Raw genomic sequence first — 18,963 nt, 5'->3', positions numbered from 1 at the left:
ATTCGCGTCGAATGTTTGGCGAGGCCAAAAGGTCCACTGAGGGTGGGTCGGTCTGGTTTAGGGCTTCCAACGATGGCAAGGTCAAGCGTTGGCGGGATCGAAGGAAACGAACGGGTGGCCTCGTCTGCGGCGCGCATCGCCAGGCACTTCCTCTTTGCCCCCCGCATCTACGTAGAATGACGTATGTGCAGTGCAGCGTGACTGTCCGATGATCCCTCAAGCAACGGCTAAAAAACTCGAAAGCCGCGCTGCTTAGAACGAGAGGGGTTCCATCAGATGACTATCAGGGCAAGCGTCACCGGCGCATTCCTCGCAGCCGTCCTGTCGACGACGGCATTCAACGGCGCCTTTGCCGCCGATGACACGATCAAGGTCGGCATCCTGCATTCGCTCTCCGGTACCATGGCGATCTCCGAGACGACTCTGAAAGATGCCATGCTGATGCTGATCGACGAGCAGAACAAGAAAGGCGGCCTGCTCGGCAAGAAGCTCGAAGCCGTCGTCGTCGACCCGGCGTCCGACTGGCCGCTCTTTGCCGAAAAGGCGCGCGAACTGATCTCGGTCGACAAGGTTTCGGCGGTCTTCGGTTGCTGGACCTCGGTGTCGCGCAAATCGGTGCTGCCGGTCTTCGAGGAGCTCAACTCGATCCTCTTCTATCCCGTCCAGTACGAAGGCGAGGAAAGCCAGCGAAACGTTTTCTACACGGGGGCCGCGCCGAACCAGCAGGCAATCCCGGCCGTCGACTACCTGATGGAGAACGAAAGCGTCGAGCGCTGGGTGCTCGCCGGTACCGACTACGTCTATCCGCGCACGACCAACAAGATCCTCGAGGCCTACCTGATTTCCAAGGGCGTGAAGCCTGAAGACATCATGATCAACTACACGCCTTTCGGCCATTCCGACTGGCAGACGATCGTTTCCGACATCAAGAAGTTCGGCTCGGCCGGCAAGAAGACGGCGGTCGTCTCGACCATCAACGGCGACGCCAACGTGCCCTTCTACAAGGAACTGGCGAACCAGGGCGTCAAGGCCGAGGATATCCCCGTCGTCGCCTTCTCGGTCGGCGAAGAGGAACTCGCCGGCCTCGATACAGCCCCGCTTGTCGGGCATCTCGCGGCGTGGAACTACTTCCAGTCGGTCGACACACCGGCCAATGCCGAGTTCATCAAGACCTGGAAGGCCTATACCAAGAACGACAAGCGCGTGACCAACGACCCGATGGAAGCGCACTATATTGGCTTCAATATGTGGCTGAAGGCCGTCGAGAAAGCCGGCACGACCGATACGGATGCCGTTCTCGACGCGATGATCGGCATCTCGGTGCCGAACCTTTCCGGTGGCTATTCGACGATGATGCCGAACCACCACATCACCAAGCCGGTGCTGATCGGCGAGATCCAGGGCGATGGCCAGTTCGAGACCGTCTGGGAAACCCCCGGCCTCGTCGTCGGCGACGAATGGTCCGACTATCTGCCCGACTCGAAGGACCTGATCTCCGATTGGCGCGCGCCGATGTCCTGCGGCAATTTCAACGTCGCCACCGGCAAATGCGGCGGCAAAGGCTCCTGATTTCATCACGTAGTCGTAGACCGGGCGGGCAGTCCGCCCGGCCAATCCTTGCATGACGAAATCCGGGGGCGAGCATCCCTCCGTCCGGTGATGCGGCCGGGCGGAGGGATCTTAACGCCAAAACCTCGACCGAAGCGCCGGTCGCCAGCGCGATGCGCAAGACCCGAGCGAGAGGGCAATGTACCGAATTCTGCAGATCCTGTTTGTTGCGCTCTGCCTGTTGATTTCGACCCATGTGGTCGGATCCCGTGCGGCGGACGACCTTGGCGCGTTGGTCGATCAACTCGGCGTCGCGAAACTCTCTGATATGGACGAACGCATCTCGGCGCTCGCCAAGACCGGTGATGCCAAGGCCATTCCCGTGCTTGAGGCTCTGGGCGAAGGCGAACTCTACCAGCGCAAGTCCGACGGCAAGGTCTTCCTGGTCAAAGCGCAAGGCGCGGACCTGCTGCTGATTGATCCCGTGACGGGAATGGAAGCTGGGCAAGCGCCGAAGGCGGCCATGCAGAAGGTCAAGGTCAACAATGCCGTGCGTCGCGCCGTGCGCAGCGCGCTCGGCGGCCTGACCCTTTTCAGCGATGACACGAGCGCGCGGCTGAAGGCGGCGCAATCCATGCTGCAGGCGCCGAACGCCGATGCGCTCGAGGCGATCGAGGCCGCGATTGCGACCGAAAAGGATGCAACTGTTCGCAAGGTTCTCGACGAGGCACGCGCCGTGACGCTCCTCCTGTCAGAGCGAAGCGACGAGGAAAAGCGCCAGGCGATGACACTCCTCGCCGAGGGCAATGGGCGCACCGGGCTTGCCGTTCTGACATCCGCACTCGCAAATGCCGATGCTGCGCTCAAACCCGATATCGAAGCGGCGATTGCCCGCATCGAACAGACCCAGGCGCTCTGGAGCGCCGGCCAGAACGTCTGGTACGGCCTGTCGCTCGGCTCGGTCCTTTTGCTGGCGGCGATTGGGCTTGCCATCACTTTTGGCGTCATGGGCATCATCAACATGGCCCATGGCGAGATGGTGATGCTTGGCGCCTATACGACCTTCCTCGTGCAGGAGGTCATACGCAACTCTTATCCCGGCCTTTTCGACTGGTCGCTGGCGATCGCGCTGCCGCTCGCCTTTCTGGTGACCGGCGCCGTCGGCCTTGCGATCGAACGCGGCGTCATCCGCTTCCTTTATGGCCGCCCGCTGGAGACGCTGCTTGCCACCTGGGGCATTTCGCTGATCCTGCAGCAGGCGGTGCGATCGATCTTCGGGCCGACGAACCGCGAGGTCGGCAACCCCTCCTGGATGGCTGGTGCCTTCGAGCTCGGCGGGTTGACGATCACCTGGAACCGGCTGTGGATCATCGTCTTCGCGCTGACGGTTTTCGCGGCACTTCTGTTCCTGCTCAAGAAAACGCCGATGGGCCTGCGCATGCGGGCCGTCACACAGAACCGACGCATGGCGTCCTCCATGGGCATCCGCACGCCCTTCGTCGATGCACTCACCTTCGCGCTTGGTTCCGGCATCGCCGGCATGGCGGGAGTGGCGCTTTCACAGATCGACAATGTCTCGCCCAATCTCGGTCAGGGCTACATCATCGACAGCTTCATGGTCGTCGTCTTCGGCGGCGTCGGCAATCTCTGGGGCACCCTCGTCGGCGCCTTCTCGCTCGGCATCCTCAACAAGTTCCTGGAACCCTATGCCGGCGCCGTGCTTGGGAAGATCCTCGTCCTGGTTCTGATCATCCTCTTCATCCAGAAGAAACCGCGCGGCCTCTTCGCGCTCAAGGGAAGGGCGGTTGAAGCATGATCACCTCGTTTCTGATGAAATCGCTCGATCGCAGCATCCTCATTGTCGTGGCGATCCTCGTTGGCCTCGCGCTCCTCATTCCAGCGCTCAACCTTTTGACTGCACCCAACCATTCGTTGCATGTGCCGACCTACCTGGTGTCGCTGTTCGGCAAGTATCTCACCTATGCGCTGCTGGCGCTGGCGCTCGATCTCGTCTGGGGTTTCTGCGGTATCCTTTCGCTGGGCCATGCTGCCTTCTTCGCGCTCGGCGGCTATGCCATGGGTATGTACCTCATGCGCCAGATCGGTGCGCGCGGCTCCTACGGCAATCCGCTGCTGCCGGATTTCATGGTGTTCCTCAACTGGAAGGAACTGCCCTGGTTCTGGTACGGCTTCGACATGTTCTGGTTCGCCGCATTGATGGTCGTACTGGTGCCGGGTGTGCTTGCTTTCGTCTTCGGCTGGTTCGCCTTCCGCTCGCGCGTCAACGGCGTCTATCTCTCGATCATCACTCAAGCGATGACCTATGCGCTGCTGCTCGCCTTCTTCCGCAACGACATGGGCTTCGGCGGCAACAACGGGCTGACCGACTTCAAGGAGATTCTCGGCTTCAACATCCAGGCGGATGGCACGCGCGCCGTACTCTTTGCCGCCTCTGCACTGATGCTGGCGAGCTGCCTTGTTCTCACTGCTGCGATCGTGCGCTCCAAATACGGCAAGGTGCTCGTGGCGGTACGCGACGCCGAGAGCCGAACCCGCTTCCTCGGCTATCGGGTGGAACACATCAAGCTCTTCGCCTTCACCGTCTCGGCGATGATGGCGGGCATCGCCGGTGCGCTTTATGTGCCGCAGGTCGGCATTATCAATCCCGGCGAGTTCGAACCCGGCAATTCGATCGAGGTGGTGATCTGGACGGCGGTCGGCGGCCGCGGCACGCTGATCGGGCCGATCGTCGGCGCCATTTTCGTCAATGGTGGAAAAAGCATCTTCACGGCGGCGTTTCCAGAATTCTGGCTCTTTGCGCTCGGCGGGCTCTTCGTGCTCGTCACCCTGTTCCTGCCGAAGGGCATCGTCGGAACGGCCGGCACCTATTTCACCCGCCGTCGCGCTGAACGAAAGGCGCGTGCGAACGAAGCGCCGGACAATCTGGCGGTTGAACCTATGGCGGCGGAGTAAGCGACATGAACCAGACCATCGGCCAGAGCAAGCCCACGAGCATTCTCTATCTTGACGGCGTTTCCGTCTCCTTCGACGGCTTTAAGGCGCTGAACGCGCTCTCCTTTGTCATCGAGCCCGGCGAACTCCGCGCGATCATTGGCCCGAACGGCGCCGGCAAGACGACGATGATGGACATCATCACCGGCAAGACCCGGCCTGATGAGGGGCAGGTCTTCTTCAAGGGCGAGATCGACCTGACGAAGAAGGACGAGGCGGAGATTGCATCGCTCGGCATCGGCCGCAAGTTCCAGAAGCCGACCGTCTTCGAAAACCATACGGTGTGGGACAATCTCGAACTTGCTCTCAACCGGAAACGGGGAGTGTTTCCAACGCTCTTCTATCGTCTGACGGTCGAGGACAAGATCCGCATTGAGGAAATCCTTGCGACCATCCGGCTCGTGGCTCGCCGCGACGATCTCGCTGCCAACCTTTCGCACGGCCAGAAACAATGGCTGGAGATCGGCATGCTGCTCGCTCAGGAACCGGAACTGCTGCTGGTCGACGAACCGGTCGCTGGCATGACGGACGCGGAAACGGCCGAAACGGCCGTTCTGCTCAAGGAGATTGCCAAGACCCGATCCGTCGTCGTCGTCGAGCACGACATGGGCTTTATCCGCGAATTAGGGGTCAAGGTTACCTGCCTTGCCGAAGGTATGGTGTTGGCGGAAGGCTCGATCGACTTCGTCAGCAGCGATCCGAAGGTGATCGAGAACTATCTCGGGCGCTGATTTCGATGCCGGAATTGTTTGAGGAGGGCGAGTCATGCTGAGCGTCGAAAACATCAATCTTCACTACGGTGCCGCGCAGGCGCTGCGCAATGTGTCGATCACCGCCGAGATGGGCAGCATCACCTGCGTGCTCGGGCGCAACGGCGTCGGCAAGTCGAGCCTGCTTCGGGCCGTCACCGGCCAGCATCCGGTCAGCGCCGGTGCGATCGGCTTCAACGGCGTGGCACTCGCGGGCATGGCACCTTACCGTCGCGCCAAGGAAGGCATCGGCTACGTGCCGCAGGGCCGTGAGATCTTTCCACTGCTGACGGTCAAGGAAAACCTCGAAACAGGTTTCGCGCCGTTGAAGCGCGCGGATCGCTCCATACCGGAGGACGTCTTCAATCTCTTCCCGGTTCTTCGCTCGATGCTCGGGCGTCGCGGCGGGGATCTCTCCGGTGGCCAGCAACAACAATTGGCGATCGGCCGGGCGCTGGTTACGCGCCCGAAGATACTGGTGCTCGATGAGCCGACCGAGGGCATCCAGCCTTCGATCATCAAGGATATCGGTCGGGCAATCCGCTACCTCCGGGATTCGACCGGCATGGCAATCCTGCTTGTCGAACAATATCTCGATTTTTGCCGGGAACTTGCCGACCACGTCTATATCATTGACCGCGGCGCCGTGGTTCACGAGGGGCCGCCCGAGACGTTGGATACGGTAGAGGCGCGGCGTCATCTCACGGTGTAATCACTTTCGCCGGCATCGGTGACGGCGGCTCGACGCCGTGTGGTTCAAGTGCGACGCTACCGTTCCCCTTTTCGCTCCGACAGAGGCTGCTGATTTCGCCTTCTGGGGATTGTTTGCCTCCGGAACAAGCTGCCGCCAGCGGTCTTCTCGGTGAAAATCTCACCTTGCCATGAAAGCGCCAATAAAGCGCACTAAATCTATGCAGTAACTTACGTAATTTCTTGAGAATGGTGCGGTTTGGGTGTAGGACATCCTAAGCGAAAGAGTGCGGCCGTCACAACCCGTTGCTTCTGGCGGATGCCTGAGGAGCGGACTTGTGGCGGCCTTCTTGTTCACGAAAGCGAAGTGACATGTTGACCAAAAAAGGAAAATACGGGCTCAAGGCCCTAGTCGACCTGGCTCAACTGGAGCCCGGAGAGACCGCCTTCATCACCGAGATCGCAACGCGGAACAATATTCCGAAGAAGTTTTTGGACGCGATCCTGCTCGAATTGCGCAATGCCGGCATCCTTCGTTCGAAGAAGGGCCCTGGCGGGGGGTACTCGCTCTCCCGGCCTGCCTCCGACATTCGCATCGGCCAGGTGATCCGCACGCTGGATGGGCCGCTGGCGCCGATCCGCTGCGCCAGCCGCACCGCCTTCGAGGCCTGCGACGATTGCGCCGATCCGGTGAACTGTCATGTGCGCAAGTCGATGAGCGATGTCCGCGACGCGATCGCCTCGATCCTCGACAACATGACGCTGGAGCAGTTTGCAGCCAACGACAATGCTTCTGAGATCGTGGCGCTGCGCGATGCGGAGGCCGGTTGAGGCGGTCAACGGCCGGTAGGACATTTCCAGCGGCCGCCTCCGCGTGGAAACACGTTGCTGTTATTATCTATAGAATAAGTGCATTATTCTGCCTCAACCAAGGAGAGGCGGATGAGCAACGTACATTTCCTCAGGGAACAAACACCGGCCAGCAGCAGCGCCGAACAAGATGAAACGCGGCAGGAACTGTTTGTCCGCGCCGAGGCACTATCACAGGACCTCACCCGCAGAGGCGCCGAGCTCGATCGCGTCGGCGCACCGCCGCGGGAAGAGATCGAGGCTCTCCGCCAGGCCGGCCTTTTGACCGCGCTGCATTCGCCGGAGGTCGGCGGTGCGGGCTTGAGCTGGGTAGACGGGCTTCGGCTGGTGCGTATCATCGCGCGTGGCGAAAGCTCGATCGGCCAATTGCTTGGCTATCATTACGTCAACAGCCAGTACGTCTACTGGGCCGCTGCCGATCCCAAACAGGCCTGGGTGCTTGGAGCGGAGACCGTCGAGCGTCAGCTCTATTGGGGAGCCGCGGTCAACCCGCGCGATCCGGGCCTGACATTGGAGCGGCGTGGTGGCCATTATGTGCTGAACGGCCGCAAGACCTTTTCGACCGGGGCCCATGTCTCCGACCGCATCAACGTCAACGCTACGATCGGCGGCAAGGTCGCCAATTTCGTCGTGCCCATCGATCGTCCCGGCTATGTCGTCAACGACGACTGGGACAATATCGGCCAGCGCCTGTCGGACAGCGGCAGTGTCGAGTTCCGCGATTTTCCCGTCTACGAGCGCGATTTCATCTTGCCGCTGGCCGATCCCTCCGATCCGCCCCCGGTGCAGGCGACTTTCAACACGCCGCTGATCCAGCTCGTCTTCGTGAATTTCTACCTCGGCACGGCCGAAGGCGCGCTTGCCGCGGCCCTCGACTATGTCCGTAGCACGACGCGCCCCTGGATCACATCTGGCGTTGAACGCGCCAGCGATGATCCCTATATCCTCGAACGGATCGGCGAGCTCCAGGCGAGCCTGAAGGCGTCGGTCGCCTTGGCCGATGCGGCAGCCGCGACCGTCGAGGCGGCTCTGGCGCAGGGCCGGTCGGTGACGGCTGAAGCACGTGGCCAGGCTGCGATCGAGGCCTACGCGGCCAAGGTTCACTCGAACCACGTTGCGCTCGACGTGACGACGAAGGTCTTCGAGTTGATGGGCGCGCGGGCAACGGCGGGGCATTATCGCTTCGATCGCTACTGGCGCAATGTCCGCACCCACACGTTGCATGACCCGGTCGCCTACAAGGCCCGCGAGGTTGGCGACTTCGTCCTGAACGGGCGGATACCGCCGGTCAGTCTCTATAGCTGAACCTACCCACGCGCACGATTGGTTCTCCCTGCAAGAAAAAACGCCGCCCGGACCAGGTCCAGGCGGAGTTTCTCTGATAGCTCGACTCACGCAGAAGCTGCGATCTCTGTTCTCGTTGCCCCAAGATCCCGATAGCCGGCGCCCGGATGGGGTGCCACCAGCCTTGGCCCGGCGCCGAAGAGCTTTTCCCTGAATGTGCCCTGGCGATAATCGGTCTTGTAGACGCCACGCTTCTGCAGTTCCGGTACCAGCAGATCGACGGCGTCTTCGAAGGTTTCCGGCGTCACCGCATAGGCAAGGTTGAAGCCGTCGACGTCGGTGTCCTCGACCCATTCCTGCAAGAGGTCGGCGACAGTCGAGGGTGAGCCGACGAAGACGGGCCCGAAGCCGCCGATGCCCACCCAGTCGGCCATTTCACGAACGGTCCAGACCCGGTCCGGATCGATGGTCGTGAAGGTCTCGACGGCGGATTGAACTGCATTGGTGTAGCGATGGCGCAAGGGTTCGTCCGGCGCGAACTGGCCGAAATCGATGCCCGTCCAGCCGGAGATCAGCGCCAAAGCACCTTCGTAGGAAACGTGCTTGCGGTACTCGTCGAACTTCTTCTTCGCCTCGGCATCGGTTTCGCCGAGGATCACCGTCTGCAGATTGAAGGCAAGGATTTCGCGCGGGTTTCGGCCGGCGCGCAATGCCGCCTCCCGAACATTGGCGACATAGCGTTTCAGCACCGCCTTCGACGGTGCCGCGACGAAGATGCATTCGGCGTGCGCCCCGGCGAAGTCCTTGCCTCTGCTTGAAGAGCCCGCCTGGTAGAGCACCGGCGTGCGCTGCGGCGATGGCTCGCTCAAATGGATGCCTGGAACCGCGAAATAGCGGCCGCGATGGTTGATCGGATGCACCTTGTCTGGATGGGTGAAGATGCCGGTCGCGCGGTCGCGCACCACCGCTCCGTCTTCCCAGCTCCCCTCCCAGAGCTTGTAGCAGACTTCAAGATATTCCTCGGCCAGATCATACCGGTCGTCATGGCGCGTCTGCTGCGCCTGGCCAATGTTGAGTGCGCCGCTGTTCAGGTAGGAGGTGACGATGTTCCAGCCGATGCGCCCTTTGGTCAGATGGTCGAGCGTCGAGATGCGGCGGGCGAAGGTGTAGGGGTGTTCGAAGGAAAGCGACGCCGTCAGGCCGAAGCCGAGATGTTCCGTTTCATAGGCCATCGTCGGTACGAGCTGTAAGGGGTCGTTGACCGGGATCTGGGCCGAATGCCGAAGCGCCGCCTCGGCATTATCGTTCAGCACATCATAGACGCCGAGCACATCGGCGATGAACAGCCCGTCGAATTTGCCGCGCTCGAGCGTCTTCGCCAGATGGACCCAATAGTCGAGATCCTTGTAGCGCCAGGACTGGTCTTGCGGATGGGTCCACAACCCCGGCGACTGATGGCCGACGCAGTTCATGTCAAAGGCATTCAGCCGGATTTCGCGACTCATGGAGCCCTCCTTCGGGCAAGGTTGGGCATTACCCGAAGCGCCGATCACGCCTCCGGCCGCCTGTGTGCTACGGGTGGGATCAAAGCGCGCCGTTCTTCGGCGGCTTGACGCCGTTCAGGTGGTAGTTGCCGACGACGTGATGCTTCCAGCGCACCGGGTCGTGCAGCGTGTGGGTGCGGGCGTTGCGCCAATGCCGGTCGAGGTTGAGCCCGATCTTCGTCGAGGCGGTTCCCGACAGTTCGAAGAGCGTGTTGCTCGCTTCCAAAGCGATCTCGGTGGTCAGAACCTTCGCCGCGGCAACGGCAAGCGTTGCCTCGACGACGCTTTCCTCGGTGCCGTTGATCTGCGCGACATCGACCTTCTTGCCCGCCCGTTCGACGGTGGCTGTCGCCGCCTCCAGGCGGATGGCGAGTTGGCCGATGCGGGCGATCGTGAGGGGATCATCGGCTGCACGCTCGACGCCGCTGTCCATCCAGGGGCGTGCATGGTTGCGTACGAACTCGAGCGTTTCGGCAAAGGCTGCCCGCGCGATGCCAAGGTCGATGCCGGCGTGGATGATCTGGCCGACGGAGCCGATCGTTGTCGGTCGCTCGAAGCCGCGGTGGTGGCGCACCACCGCATCGGCGGTGACATGGACATTTTGTAGCACGGTCGTGCCGCTGCCGGTCGTGCGTTGTCCGAAGCCATCCCAGTCGTCGATGATCTGCAAGCCTTCCGCACCGCGCGGCACGAAGGCCATGGTCAGCTTTTCATTCGGATCGAGCGCGAAGACGACGATCCATTCGGCAAACAGCACGCCAGTCGAATAATACTTGCGGCCGTTCAGTCGGAAGCCGAGACCATCGGGCGTCAGCCGCGTCGCATAGTCGCCGACGGTTTTCGTGCCGCGCTCGGAAAGGGCGTTGCCGAAGCGGTCGCCGGCAAGCGCCCGACCGAAGAAGAAGGCCTTTTGTTCCTCCGTGCCGTCGGTGCGCAGCGCTTCCAGAATGTAGAAATGGTTCTGCGGGATCTGACCGATCGAGGAATCGGCTTCCGAGAGGATGGCGGTGATCTCCGCCAGAACCGCATTGGAAACGTCGATGCCGTCATATTCCGGCGGCACGGTGATCGCGAGCAGGCCGGATTGAGCCAGCGCATCGAGTTCATCGAAGGGCAGGATACGATCCGTATCCCGCTCATTGGCGCTCTTGGCGAATTCCGCAGCCAAGTCCCGGGCGATCGACAGAGCTTCCTCCTCGCTCTCGATCCGGTGCGCCGGGGCTCGTGTTTTCTCTGAAAGCCGCGAGATCGTTCCCATGTGACTGCTCCCTATCGATTGAGGTGCATATCAGTGAATTATCTGGCAAGACCGAGTAAGATAGTATATTCTATAGAAATTATCGATTTGAGATTTTCGTTTCTGCCGCGATGGCGACCGGTGTTTACCTTCGGGGCTGGATCGTTAATATCGAGTCGGGGGGAGACCATGAGACGATACCTAGGTCGAGGCACGCGGCGTTCATGCGTGCCGGCTTTCCGCCAAAAATGTCTGCGGCACAGGGAACCATCGCCCGATTTGCGCATTGCCTCATCGCCCGCAGTTTGACCAGTCGCGTGGCCACAGAGTATCGGCCACCCGACACGAACACAAATACATGCTGACAGAATTGGCCATTCGCGTTTCCCGGCCTTGAACACTGAAGGAGACACAAATGACGAATTTCCTGCCTGCTCTACACGAAGGGCACGCCCCCATCACGCTGCAGAACCTGTTTCGCGATGCTCTGGAGGCCTATGACGACTGGGGCGCAGGTATGCCCGAGCCGCTCGTTGCGTTCGAAGGTAAGCTGCTTCCGATCAGCGAGGTCTTCGAATGGATGAAACCTTGCACCGACATCATGCCGGCGAACCTCATCGGCATTGTCACGGATCGGCTGAACAAACCCTGGAGCGGTGAAGGTCCGCTCGATGAAATGACGGTGTCGACTGCGGCGAGGGTCATGTCTGTCTTGACCAGGCGCCAGTTGCGCAACTTCGGCAGCGGATCGATCGAGGTCTTTGCCGAGCGCTTCAATCATCCGGTGCGTGCCAACGCCTGACGAAACCGCTTTTCGAGGAGCGCGTTCGCGCGCTCCTCACGTTGAAGCGTCCATTCGATTTTACCGCATTCAACCCACCCTCTTCCTTGACGGAGCGCCTTCCCGTAAACACGGGAAAAGGTTGTAGCTCGAGGGGCGACGCGGCGTGAATTTTCGACAGTTGGAAGTGTTGCGCACGCTCCTGGCGACCGGATCGACGATCGCGGCCGCCAAGACCATGGGGCTCAGCCAGTCCGGCGTCAGCCGGCTCCTGCAGCAGCTCGAGGAAGACCTGTCTCTGACGCTGTTTGCTCGCGACAAGGGCCGGTTGATACCGACACCCGAGGCGATGAAACTTGCCGAGGATGCCGAGCACATCCTCTTGGGTATCGACCGCTTCACCAACCTGGCGCAAGATCTGCGCAGCGGCGCCGTCGGTCCCGAGGTCGTGCGCATCGGTCTGCCGAACAGCATGTCCGAGACCTTTGCTCCGGCGATGCTTTCCGACTACGCCAAGGATTTTCCCGGCGTGCGGATCGAGACCTTCTTCGATACGACCGTGGCCATCGCCCGTCTGGTTGAACAGCGCATCATCGACTTCGGCTTCCTGCGCTATGAGGGGCAACTGAGCGCCGGCATCGAGATGCAGCCGGTCGCAACCGGGGTCAGCGTCTGCGTGATGGAAAAGGGACATGCCCTATCGGCACTCGATACCCTCACGCCCAAGGAACTGCGCGGCGTGCCATTGATCCTGATCGGCCGCCGCCGGCCGACACGGGTCATGCTCGACGAGATCTTCCGCAAGGCGGGCGTGCCGCAGAAGGTCAAGATCGAGACCCACAGCAACAGTTCGGCATGCGCCTATGCGGCCTATGGCCTCGGCGTTGCCATCATCAGCAGCTTCTTCGCCAACCTGCATCGCCATCTGCCGATCGAGATCCGGCCATTCTCGCCGCACCTGACCCAGGATTTCGGCGTTGCGACTGCGTCCGGTGTTCCCTTGTCGCTCGCGGCTCAGGCGCTCATCGACTGCCTGAAGCGACAGGTCGCCACCGTCCACGAGCTGTGAGAGGTTGGGCGGATCGGCCAGCCCGCGGCAAATAATACTTTGTTTTAGCTATTGTATTTGGCACGCCGAACGGTCCAGTGGTGCTCGCCTGACCGTTGTCATAGATGTATGACGTTTACTCATAATATTGCGTCATTTTTTTCATTCGATCATAGTTTCCGTAACAAAAGCCGGCGGGCTGGAGAATCGCGGTAACGCGGGTGGCCAGCCTCAGTACGGGGAACCCATGATCAAGTTCATTCTCAATCGCCTCGTGATGGCGATACCGACGATTGTTATCGTCTCGGTGGCCGTCTTCACGCTCATCCGTCTCATTCCCGGTGATCCGGCGGCGCTGATGCTCGGCGACATGGCCGAGCCGCAGCAGATTGCCGCGATGCGCATGGAGCTCGGCCTCGACCGCAGTATCCCGGAGCAATTCGTCATCTGGGCTGGCAACATTCTTTCCGGTGACTTCGGTACTTCGATCGTAACCAGCGAGCCGGTGCTGCATCTCGTCGTCAGCCGCTTCCTGGTGAGCGCCGAAATCGTCGTCATCGCCGTGTTCCTGGCGAGCTTGATCGCGGTACCAGCCGGCGTCATTGCCGCCTGGCGACAGAACAGCCTGACCGACCTTGCGCTTGTCGGCACGGCAACGGTGCTTCTGTCGATCCCGACCTTCTGGCTCGGCCTTCTGTTGCTGCTCGCCTTCGGCCTCAAGCTCGGCTGGCTGCCGGTGCTGGGCTACGTGCCGATTTCGGAGAACTGGAAGGCCGGCCTGCTCTATCTGGTGCTGCCGGTCATGACCCTTGTCATTCACGAGATGGGCGTGATTATCCGCATGGCGCGTGCATCGACGCTCGAAGTGCTCAGGCTCGACTACATCACCCATGCCCGCGCCAAGGGCCTCTCCGAAAGCGCCGTCCTCTGGCGCCACGCCTTCAAGAATGCCTTCGGTCCGACCTGGACGATGATCGGCCTGATCCTCGGCAACCTGCTTGGCGGCATTGCCGTGATCGAGACGGTCTTCACCATTCCGGGGCTCGGACGCCTGATGGTCGACGGCATCTTCCAGCGCGACTACCCGGTCATCCAGGGCTGCCTGCTGCTCGTCGCCTTCTCCTATGTTGTCGTCAACCTCGTGGTCGACCTTCTCTATCCTCTCTTCGATCCGCGGGTGGTGGCAGAATGAGACAGCTCACTTTCAACGGCGTCATCGGTGGTGGCCTGATTGGGCTGCTGGTTTTCACCGCGCTCGTCGGCCTGATCTGGACGCCTTACGATCCGATGGCGCTCGGCTTCACTTCGCGGCTTGCCGCACCCGGTGCGGCCCATTGGCTCGGCACCGACGAGTTCGGTCGCGACGTCACAAGCCGGCTGATGGTCGGCGCCCGCGCCAGCGTCTGGATCGGTTGCCTAACCGTCGCCTTTGCCGTCGTCTGCGGCACCTTCATCGGCCTCGTCAGCGGCTATGCTCGCGGCTGGGTCGACGGCGTGATCATGGCCATCAACAATGCGCTTTTGGCCTTCCCCGGCATCCTCTTGGCGCTCGGCCTGCTCGCGGTCTTCGGCGCCAACCAGTACGGCATCATCTTCGCACTCGGCATCGCCTACACACCGTCGATGGCGCGCGTGGTACGCGGCGCGGTTCTGTCGCTGCGCGAACGCGAATTCATCGAAGCGTCGCGCGTCATGGGCAATGGCGAGATCTACACGATGCTGCGCCATATCCTGCCGAACTGCGTGGCGCCGATCACGGTGCTGGCGACCTCGATGTTCGGCTGGGCGATCCTCTCGGAAAGCGCGCTCTCCTTCCTCGGCCTCGGTGTACCGCCACCGGCGCCGACCTGGGGTAACATGCTCGCCGCCGGCCGCCCGTTCATCGAACAGGCCGTCTGGCTCGGCTTCTTCCCCGGTCTCTGCATCGCTCTCACCCTGCTCGGCATCAACCTCCTGGGCGACGCACTGCGCGACAAGCTCGACCCCCGCATGCGAGGCCTGAAATGATCGGCAAGACTTCTCTCAGCGTCCCTCTTCTGAGTGTTCAGGGCCTCTCGCTTGCCGTCGCCCACTCCGGCAACCAGGTGGTCAGGAACGCCAGCTTCGACGTCGCTCCCGGCGAGATCGTCGGCATTGTCGGCGAAAGCGGCTCGGGCAAGACGCTTGCCACACGGGCGATCGTCGGTCTCATCCCGCCGGCCATCCGCCATGTCGGCGGCACGATCCGCTACCGGGGCAGAGACGTACTCGGCATGAAGGATCGGGATCTCCGCCAACTTCGCGGTGGCGAGGTGGGCATCGTCTTCCAGGAACCTATGACGTCGCTCAACCCGTCGATGACCATCGGCCGCCAGCTCGAAGAAGGGCTGATCCTGCACACGAGGAAGTCGGTGGAGGAGCGCCGCACCGCGATCCTCTCGATGCTGAACCGCGTCGGCATCCGCGAACCCGAACGGGCATTGACCGCCTATCCGCACGAGTTCTCCGGCGGCATGCGCCAACGCATCATGCTCGCCTCGGTGATGCTGTTGAAGCCGGCCCTCTTGATTGCCGACGAGCCCACGACGGCGCTCGACGCCGTCGTTCAGCGCGACGTCATGGAGCTGATGGTCGAGCTGACCCAGGCCGAAGGCACGGCAGTACTTTTGATCAGCCATGACCTGCCGATGGTCGCCCGCTACACCAACCGTTTCGTCGTGATGGAAAGGGGCGTCGTCGTCGAGCAGGGCCTGACCGAAGAGATCCTGCAGGCGCCGCAGCATCCCTACACGCGCAAGCTGCTCTCATCGTTGCCGTACCGCGGCGCGGTGCGTGAACTCGACACGACCCGCACGCCGATGGTTTCGGCGCGCAACATCGTGGTGGAATATCCGGGCCGCAAGGGGCTGTTCCGCAAGCACGAGTCAAAGCGCGCTCTGCATGGCGTCTGCGTCGATATCCATGTCGGCGAGGTCGTGGCGCTTGTCGGTGGCTCCGGCTCCGGCAAGACGACGCTCGGCCGGACCATTGCCGGTCTGGTCCAGCAGACGGAAGGCGAGATCCTGTTCCAGGGGCGGGAGCGCAGCGCCGACTGGCGCGACTACCGTCTGAACTGCCAGATGGTGTTTCAGGATCCCTATTCCTCGCTCGATCCGCGCATGACCATCCAGGGGCTTGTCGAGGAGGCGCTGCGGCTTGTGCCGGATCTTGACACGCCAGCCAAGCGCCGCCGTGCGCTTGAAACGCTTGAGGAAGTCGGGCTCAGCGCCGATTTCGCCAACCGCTATCCGCACGAGCTTTCCGGCGGGCAGCGCCAGCGCGTCGCAATCGCCCGGGCGATCGCCCGGCGACCGAAGTTCCTGATCGCCGACGAGCCGGTCTCCGCGCTCGACGTCACAGTCCGCGCACAGGTGCTGGAGCTCTTCTCCAGCCTGCAGAAACGCTACGGCTTCTCGTGTCTGTTCATCAGTCACGATCTCGGCGTCGTTGAACAGGTGGCCGACCGCGTCATCGTCATGCAGGACGGACGCATCATCGAAGAAGGCGATCGCGATCGGATCTTCGATGCGCCTAAGGAAGCCTATACCCGCAAGCTGCTGTCGGCGATCCCGGCGCTCGATCTCAACCAGACCGGCGGCGTCACCCTCAAATGGCGTCTGGAGGCCTGAGATGAATAACGAACTCAAGGCGAGCGCGATCGCCGCCGAACTCAACGCGATCGCTGACGCCGAGCCCTTCGTCACGCGCTTCCTGGTACGCAATCTTCTGACCGGCGTAACCATCGGCCGCGGCGAGCGCGAAGAGACGCCGTCCGCCAGCACCCGCAAGACCTCGATCATGATGGCGGCGCTGAAGGCGGTGGCCGAGGGGCGGCTTCATCTCGACGAGCGCATCACCTACGAGGCGCGCCTCGCCCAGGACGTGGCGAGCGGCATGTTCCGCTACCTGACGCCCGGCATCGTCATTTCGCTCCGTGACGCGATCGTCGGCATGATGGTGTTGAGCGACAATGTCTGCACCAAGATGGTGTTTGAACGCCTGACGCTCGAAGAGGTCGATCGCTACTGCAAGGCGCTCGGCATGCTGGGCACGCACCACCGCTTCCTTATCCCGCCGCTGACGCTGCAACCCAACCACTCGCTCGCCGACGTTACCACGACGACCGCAGCCGACCAGGTGATGCTCCTGGAACTGATCCTGGCGGCTGAGCAGGACGCTGGGGCCGCGGCCAGGCTCGGCATCACTGTCGAATTGGCCGGCTTTGCCGTGCAGACACTCAAGAACCAGGTGCTGCGCTACGGCATCCGCTCGAGGCTGCCGTTCGACACGGTGGTGGCGAGCAAGGGCGGTCGAGGAAAACGCGGCCGTATGGATACCGGCGTCGTCTATCGAGACGGCAAGCCGCTCTATGCCATCGCCGCCTTCACCGATGGTGTGCCCACCCTGATGTCGGGCGGCACGCCCGGCTACACCATCGCCCTCGAAACGATCGGCAAGCTGTCACAGGCTTGCTGGCGCGCCTTTTGAACCGACAACCAACAAGCAGAAAAGAGAGAGGAACCATGAAGACCATACTTCTTGCTGGGACCATGCTGATGAGCGCCTTCGCGCTCGGCCATGCACGCGACCTGACAGTCGCCCAAAGCTCCGACATCCGCAGCAACGAGCCCGGCGTCAACCGTGACGGCAATACGGACTCGGTGATCTTCCACATCGTCGAAGGTCTCGTCGGCTATGCGGAGAACGGCGAAGTGAAGCCGCTGCTCGCCAAGAGCTTCGAGGTTTCTGCCGATGGCCTGACCTATACGTTCAAACTGCGCGACGACGTCAAGTTCCACAATGGCAAGGCGCTGACAGCCGAAGACGTGGTCTGGAACTGGAACCGCTACATGAAGCCGGAGACCAAGTGGACCTGTGCGGCCGACTTCGATGGCAGCAAGTCGATCAAGGTGACGAACGTTGCTGCCGTCGATGCCACCACCGTCACCATGAGTATCGAGAAGCCGTCTGCCGTCTTCCTCGGCCTGATGGCACGGCCGGAATGCGGTTACACCGGCATCGTCTCGAAGGACGCCGTTGGCGCTGACGGCGCTTACGTTGCCCCCATCGGCACAGGACCATTCAAATGGGCCGAGTGGAAGAAGGGCGAATATGTCCGGCTCGAAAAATACGCCGACTACGTCTCGCCCGCCAATGACGGCAAGCCGGATGGTATGGTCGGCTCGAAGCGACCGCTCGTTGACGGCATCAAGTTCATGGTGATCCCGGACGCCTCGACGGTGAAGACGGGCCTGCTCTCCGGTGCGCTCGATACCGCCGAGGTCTCGGCCGATCTCATCGCCGAGTTCAAGGACAGCGACACGATGCAGCTCATCGTTCAGCGCAACAACGGCAAGAACCTGCTCTACTTCCAGACCCGCGACAAGGTGCTGGGCAACGTGGCCGTCCGCCGCGCCATGGCCGAGGCGCTGGATCTCGACCAGCTCGTCGCCGCCGTCTCCAACGGCACCGGCGAAGCCAACGCGTCGATGGTCTCGGCGGACTCGATCTTCTACTCCGACGTCCAGAAGACGAAGATCCCGATGGATCTCGAAAAGGCGAAGAAGAACCTGGCTGATGCCGGCTACAAGGGGGAACAGATCACCATCATCGCCAACAAGCGCGGCAACGTGCCGAGCTTCCCCGCGGCCGTCATCGCCCAGGCCATGATGCAACAGGTCGGTCTCAACGTGCAGATCGAAGTGCTCGACTACGCCACCCAGGTCGATCGCCGCCGCTCCGGCAACTACCAGGTGATCTCGCAATCGGTCGCGCCGCGCCTCGATCCGGCACTGATGTACAGTTTCTATGTCGGCAACAAGGACAAGAACGCCTCGCTGATGTGGGACAACCCGAAGGCGGTCGAACTGATGAAGGCGGCGTATGTCGAGGCCGACCAGGCCAAGCGCCAGGCGATCTTCGACGAATTCCACAAGCTGATGCTCGACGAGGTCCCGGGCATCTTCATGTACGACATGGTCGACATCTGGGGCGCTACGAAGAAGCTGCATGGCCAGCCGGTCTGGCAGTCCAACACCCGCCTCTGGGAAGTGACCCTCGACGACTGATCGGCCGTAGCCTGATCTGACCATAGGGATGGCGGCGGCCCTGCCGCCATCTTTGACCCCATCGACAGACATACCGATGCGACCGCAGCCCGTGTCGTCGCAAGAGGAAGATTT

The 18,963-nt window shown here is 61.9% G+C and carries 16 protein-coding genes; 14 read left to right on the top strand and 2 right to left on the bottom strand.

The features are described 5' to 3' along the window. Positions 1-276 precede the first annotated feature (276 nt). The 7 genes from urtA (at position 277) to AC1Z3V_RS04080 (ending at position 8,174) form a co-directional block, all read left to right on the top strand. Positions 277-1,569: an urea ABC transporter substrate-binding protein gene (urtA, locus tag AC1Z3V_RS04110; protein ID WP_483497364.1), complete on the top strand. Its 1,293-nt coding sequence runs from the start codon at positions 277-279 to the stop codon at positions 1,567-1,569. A gap of 178 nt (positions 1,570-1,747) precedes the next feature. Then, a complete protein-coding gene (urtB, locus tag AC1Z3V_RS04105) occupies positions 1,748-3,364 on the top strand; it encodes an urea ABC transporter permease subunit UrtB (RefSeq protein WP_483497362.1) in 1,617 nt (538 codons plus the stop codon). Further along, on the top strand, positions 3,361-4,521 hold the full coding sequence (gene urtC / locus AC1Z3V_RS04100) for an urea ABC transporter permease subunit UrtC (RefSeq protein ID WP_483497360.1): 1,161 nt from the start codon (positions 3,361-3,363) through the stop codon (positions 4,519-4,521). The genes urtB and urtC overlap by 4 nt, the downstream gene beginning before the upstream one ends. 5 nt (positions 4,522-4,526) lie before the next feature. Then, on the top strand, positions 4,527-5,291 hold the full coding sequence (urtD, locus tag AC1Z3V_RS04095; protein ID WP_483497359.1) for an urea ABC transporter ATP-binding protein UrtD: 765 nt from the start codon (positions 4,527-4,529) through the stop codon (positions 5,289-5,291). A 34-nt stretch (positions 5,292-5,325) separates the two neighbouring features. Further along, positions 5,326-6,021 carry an urea ABC transporter ATP-binding subunit UrtE gene (gene urtE, locus AC1Z3V_RS04090; protein ID WP_483497358.1) on the top strand — a complete coding sequence of 232 codons (696 nt, stop codon included), beginning with the start codon at positions 5,326-5,328 and terminating at the stop codon, positions 6,019-6,021. Positions 6,022-6,371: 350 nt separating this feature from the next. Next, positions 6,372-6,830 carry an RrF2 family transcriptional regulator gene (locus AC1Z3V_RS04085; RefSeq protein ID WP_429813813.1) on the top strand — a complete coding sequence of 153 codons (459 nt, stop codon included), beginning with the start codon at positions 6,372-6,374 and terminating at the stop codon, positions 6,828-6,830. A gap of 111 nt (positions 6,831-6,941) precedes the next feature. Then, positions 6,942-8,174, top strand: coding sequence for an acyl-CoA dehydrogenase family protein (locus tag AC1Z3V_RS04080; RefSeq protein ID WP_483497357.1), 1,233 nt, complete (start codon positions 6,942-6,944; stop codon positions 8,172-8,174). Positions 8,175-8,260: 86 nt separating this feature from the next. Here the strand turns inward: AC1Z3V_RS04080 and AC1Z3V_RS04075 are convergent, their stop codons facing one another. Then, positions 8,261-9,658, bottom strand: coding sequence for an LLM class flavin-dependent oxidoreductase (locus tag AC1Z3V_RS04075; protein WP_483497356.1), 1,398 nt, complete (start codon positions 9,656-9,658; stop codon positions 8,261-8,263). Between the two features lie 79 nt (positions 9,659-9,737). Further along, positions 9,738-10,955 (bottom strand): SfnB family sulfur acquisition oxidoreductase, encoded by a 1,218-nt coding sequence (locus AC1Z3V_RS04070; protein ID WP_483497354.1) that lies wholly within the window; start codon positions 10,953-10,955, stop codon positions 9,738-9,740. Positions 10,956-11,349: 394 nt separating this feature from the next. Between AC1Z3V_RS04070 and AC1Z3V_RS04065 the strand changes: the two genes are divergently transcribed. The 7 genes from AC1Z3V_RS04065 to AC1Z3V_RS04035 all read left to right on the top strand — a co-directional run bounded on the left by AC1Z3V_RS04065 (position 11,350) and on the right by AC1Z3V_RS04035 (position 18,849). Continuing rightward, positions 11,350-11,736 (top strand): BRA0787 family protein, encoded by a 387-nt coding sequence (locus AC1Z3V_RS04065; RefSeq protein ID WP_173519712.1) that lies wholly within the window; start codon positions 11,350-11,352, stop codon positions 11,734-11,736. 145 nt (positions 11,737-11,881) lie between these two features. Beyond that, complete coding sequence (locus tag AC1Z3V_RS04060) at positions 11,882-12,784, top strand: LysR family transcriptional regulator (RefSeq protein ID WP_483497352.1); 903 nt, start codon at positions 11,882-11,884, stop codon at positions 12,782-12,784. Positions 12,785-13,010: 226 nt separating this feature from the next. Continuing rightward, on the top strand, positions 13,011-13,955 hold the full coding sequence (locus tag AC1Z3V_RS04055; RefSeq protein ID WP_429813796.1) for an ABC transporter permease: 945 nt from the start codon (positions 13,011-13,013) through the stop codon (positions 13,953-13,955). Then, on the top strand, positions 13,952-14,770 hold the full coding sequence (locus tag AC1Z3V_RS04050; protein WP_483497350.1) for an ABC transporter permease: 819 nt from the start codon (positions 13,952-13,954) through the stop codon (positions 14,768-14,770). The genes AC1Z3V_RS04055 and AC1Z3V_RS04050 overlap by 4 nt, the downstream gene beginning before the upstream one ends. Continuing rightward, positions 14,767-16,410: an ABC transporter ATP-binding protein gene (locus AC1Z3V_RS04045; protein ID WP_483497349.1), complete on the top strand. Its 1,644-nt coding sequence runs from the start codon at positions 14,767-14,769 to the stop codon at positions 16,408-16,410. Before AC1Z3V_RS04050 ends, AC1Z3V_RS04045 begins: the two co-directional genes overlap by 4 nt. Position 16,411: 1 nt before the next feature. Continuing rightward, complete coding sequence (locus AC1Z3V_RS04040) at positions 16,412-17,269, top strand: serine hydrolase (RefSeq protein WP_483497348.1); 858 nt, start codon at positions 16,412-16,414, stop codon at positions 17,267-17,269. Between the two features lie 35 nt (positions 17,270-17,304). Further along, the gene (locus AC1Z3V_RS04035; protein WP_483497346.1) at positions 17,305-18,849 is read left to right on the top strand and encodes an ABC transporter substrate-binding protein; all 1,545 of its coding nucleotides are present in this window, start codon (positions 17,305-17,307) and stop codon (positions 18,847-18,849) included. Positions 18,850-18,963: the final 114 nt, after the last annotated feature.

Source organism: Ensifer sp. 38_S197, assembly GCF_056924495.1.
This window is presented reverse-complemented; position numbering and strand designations above follow the sequence as displayed.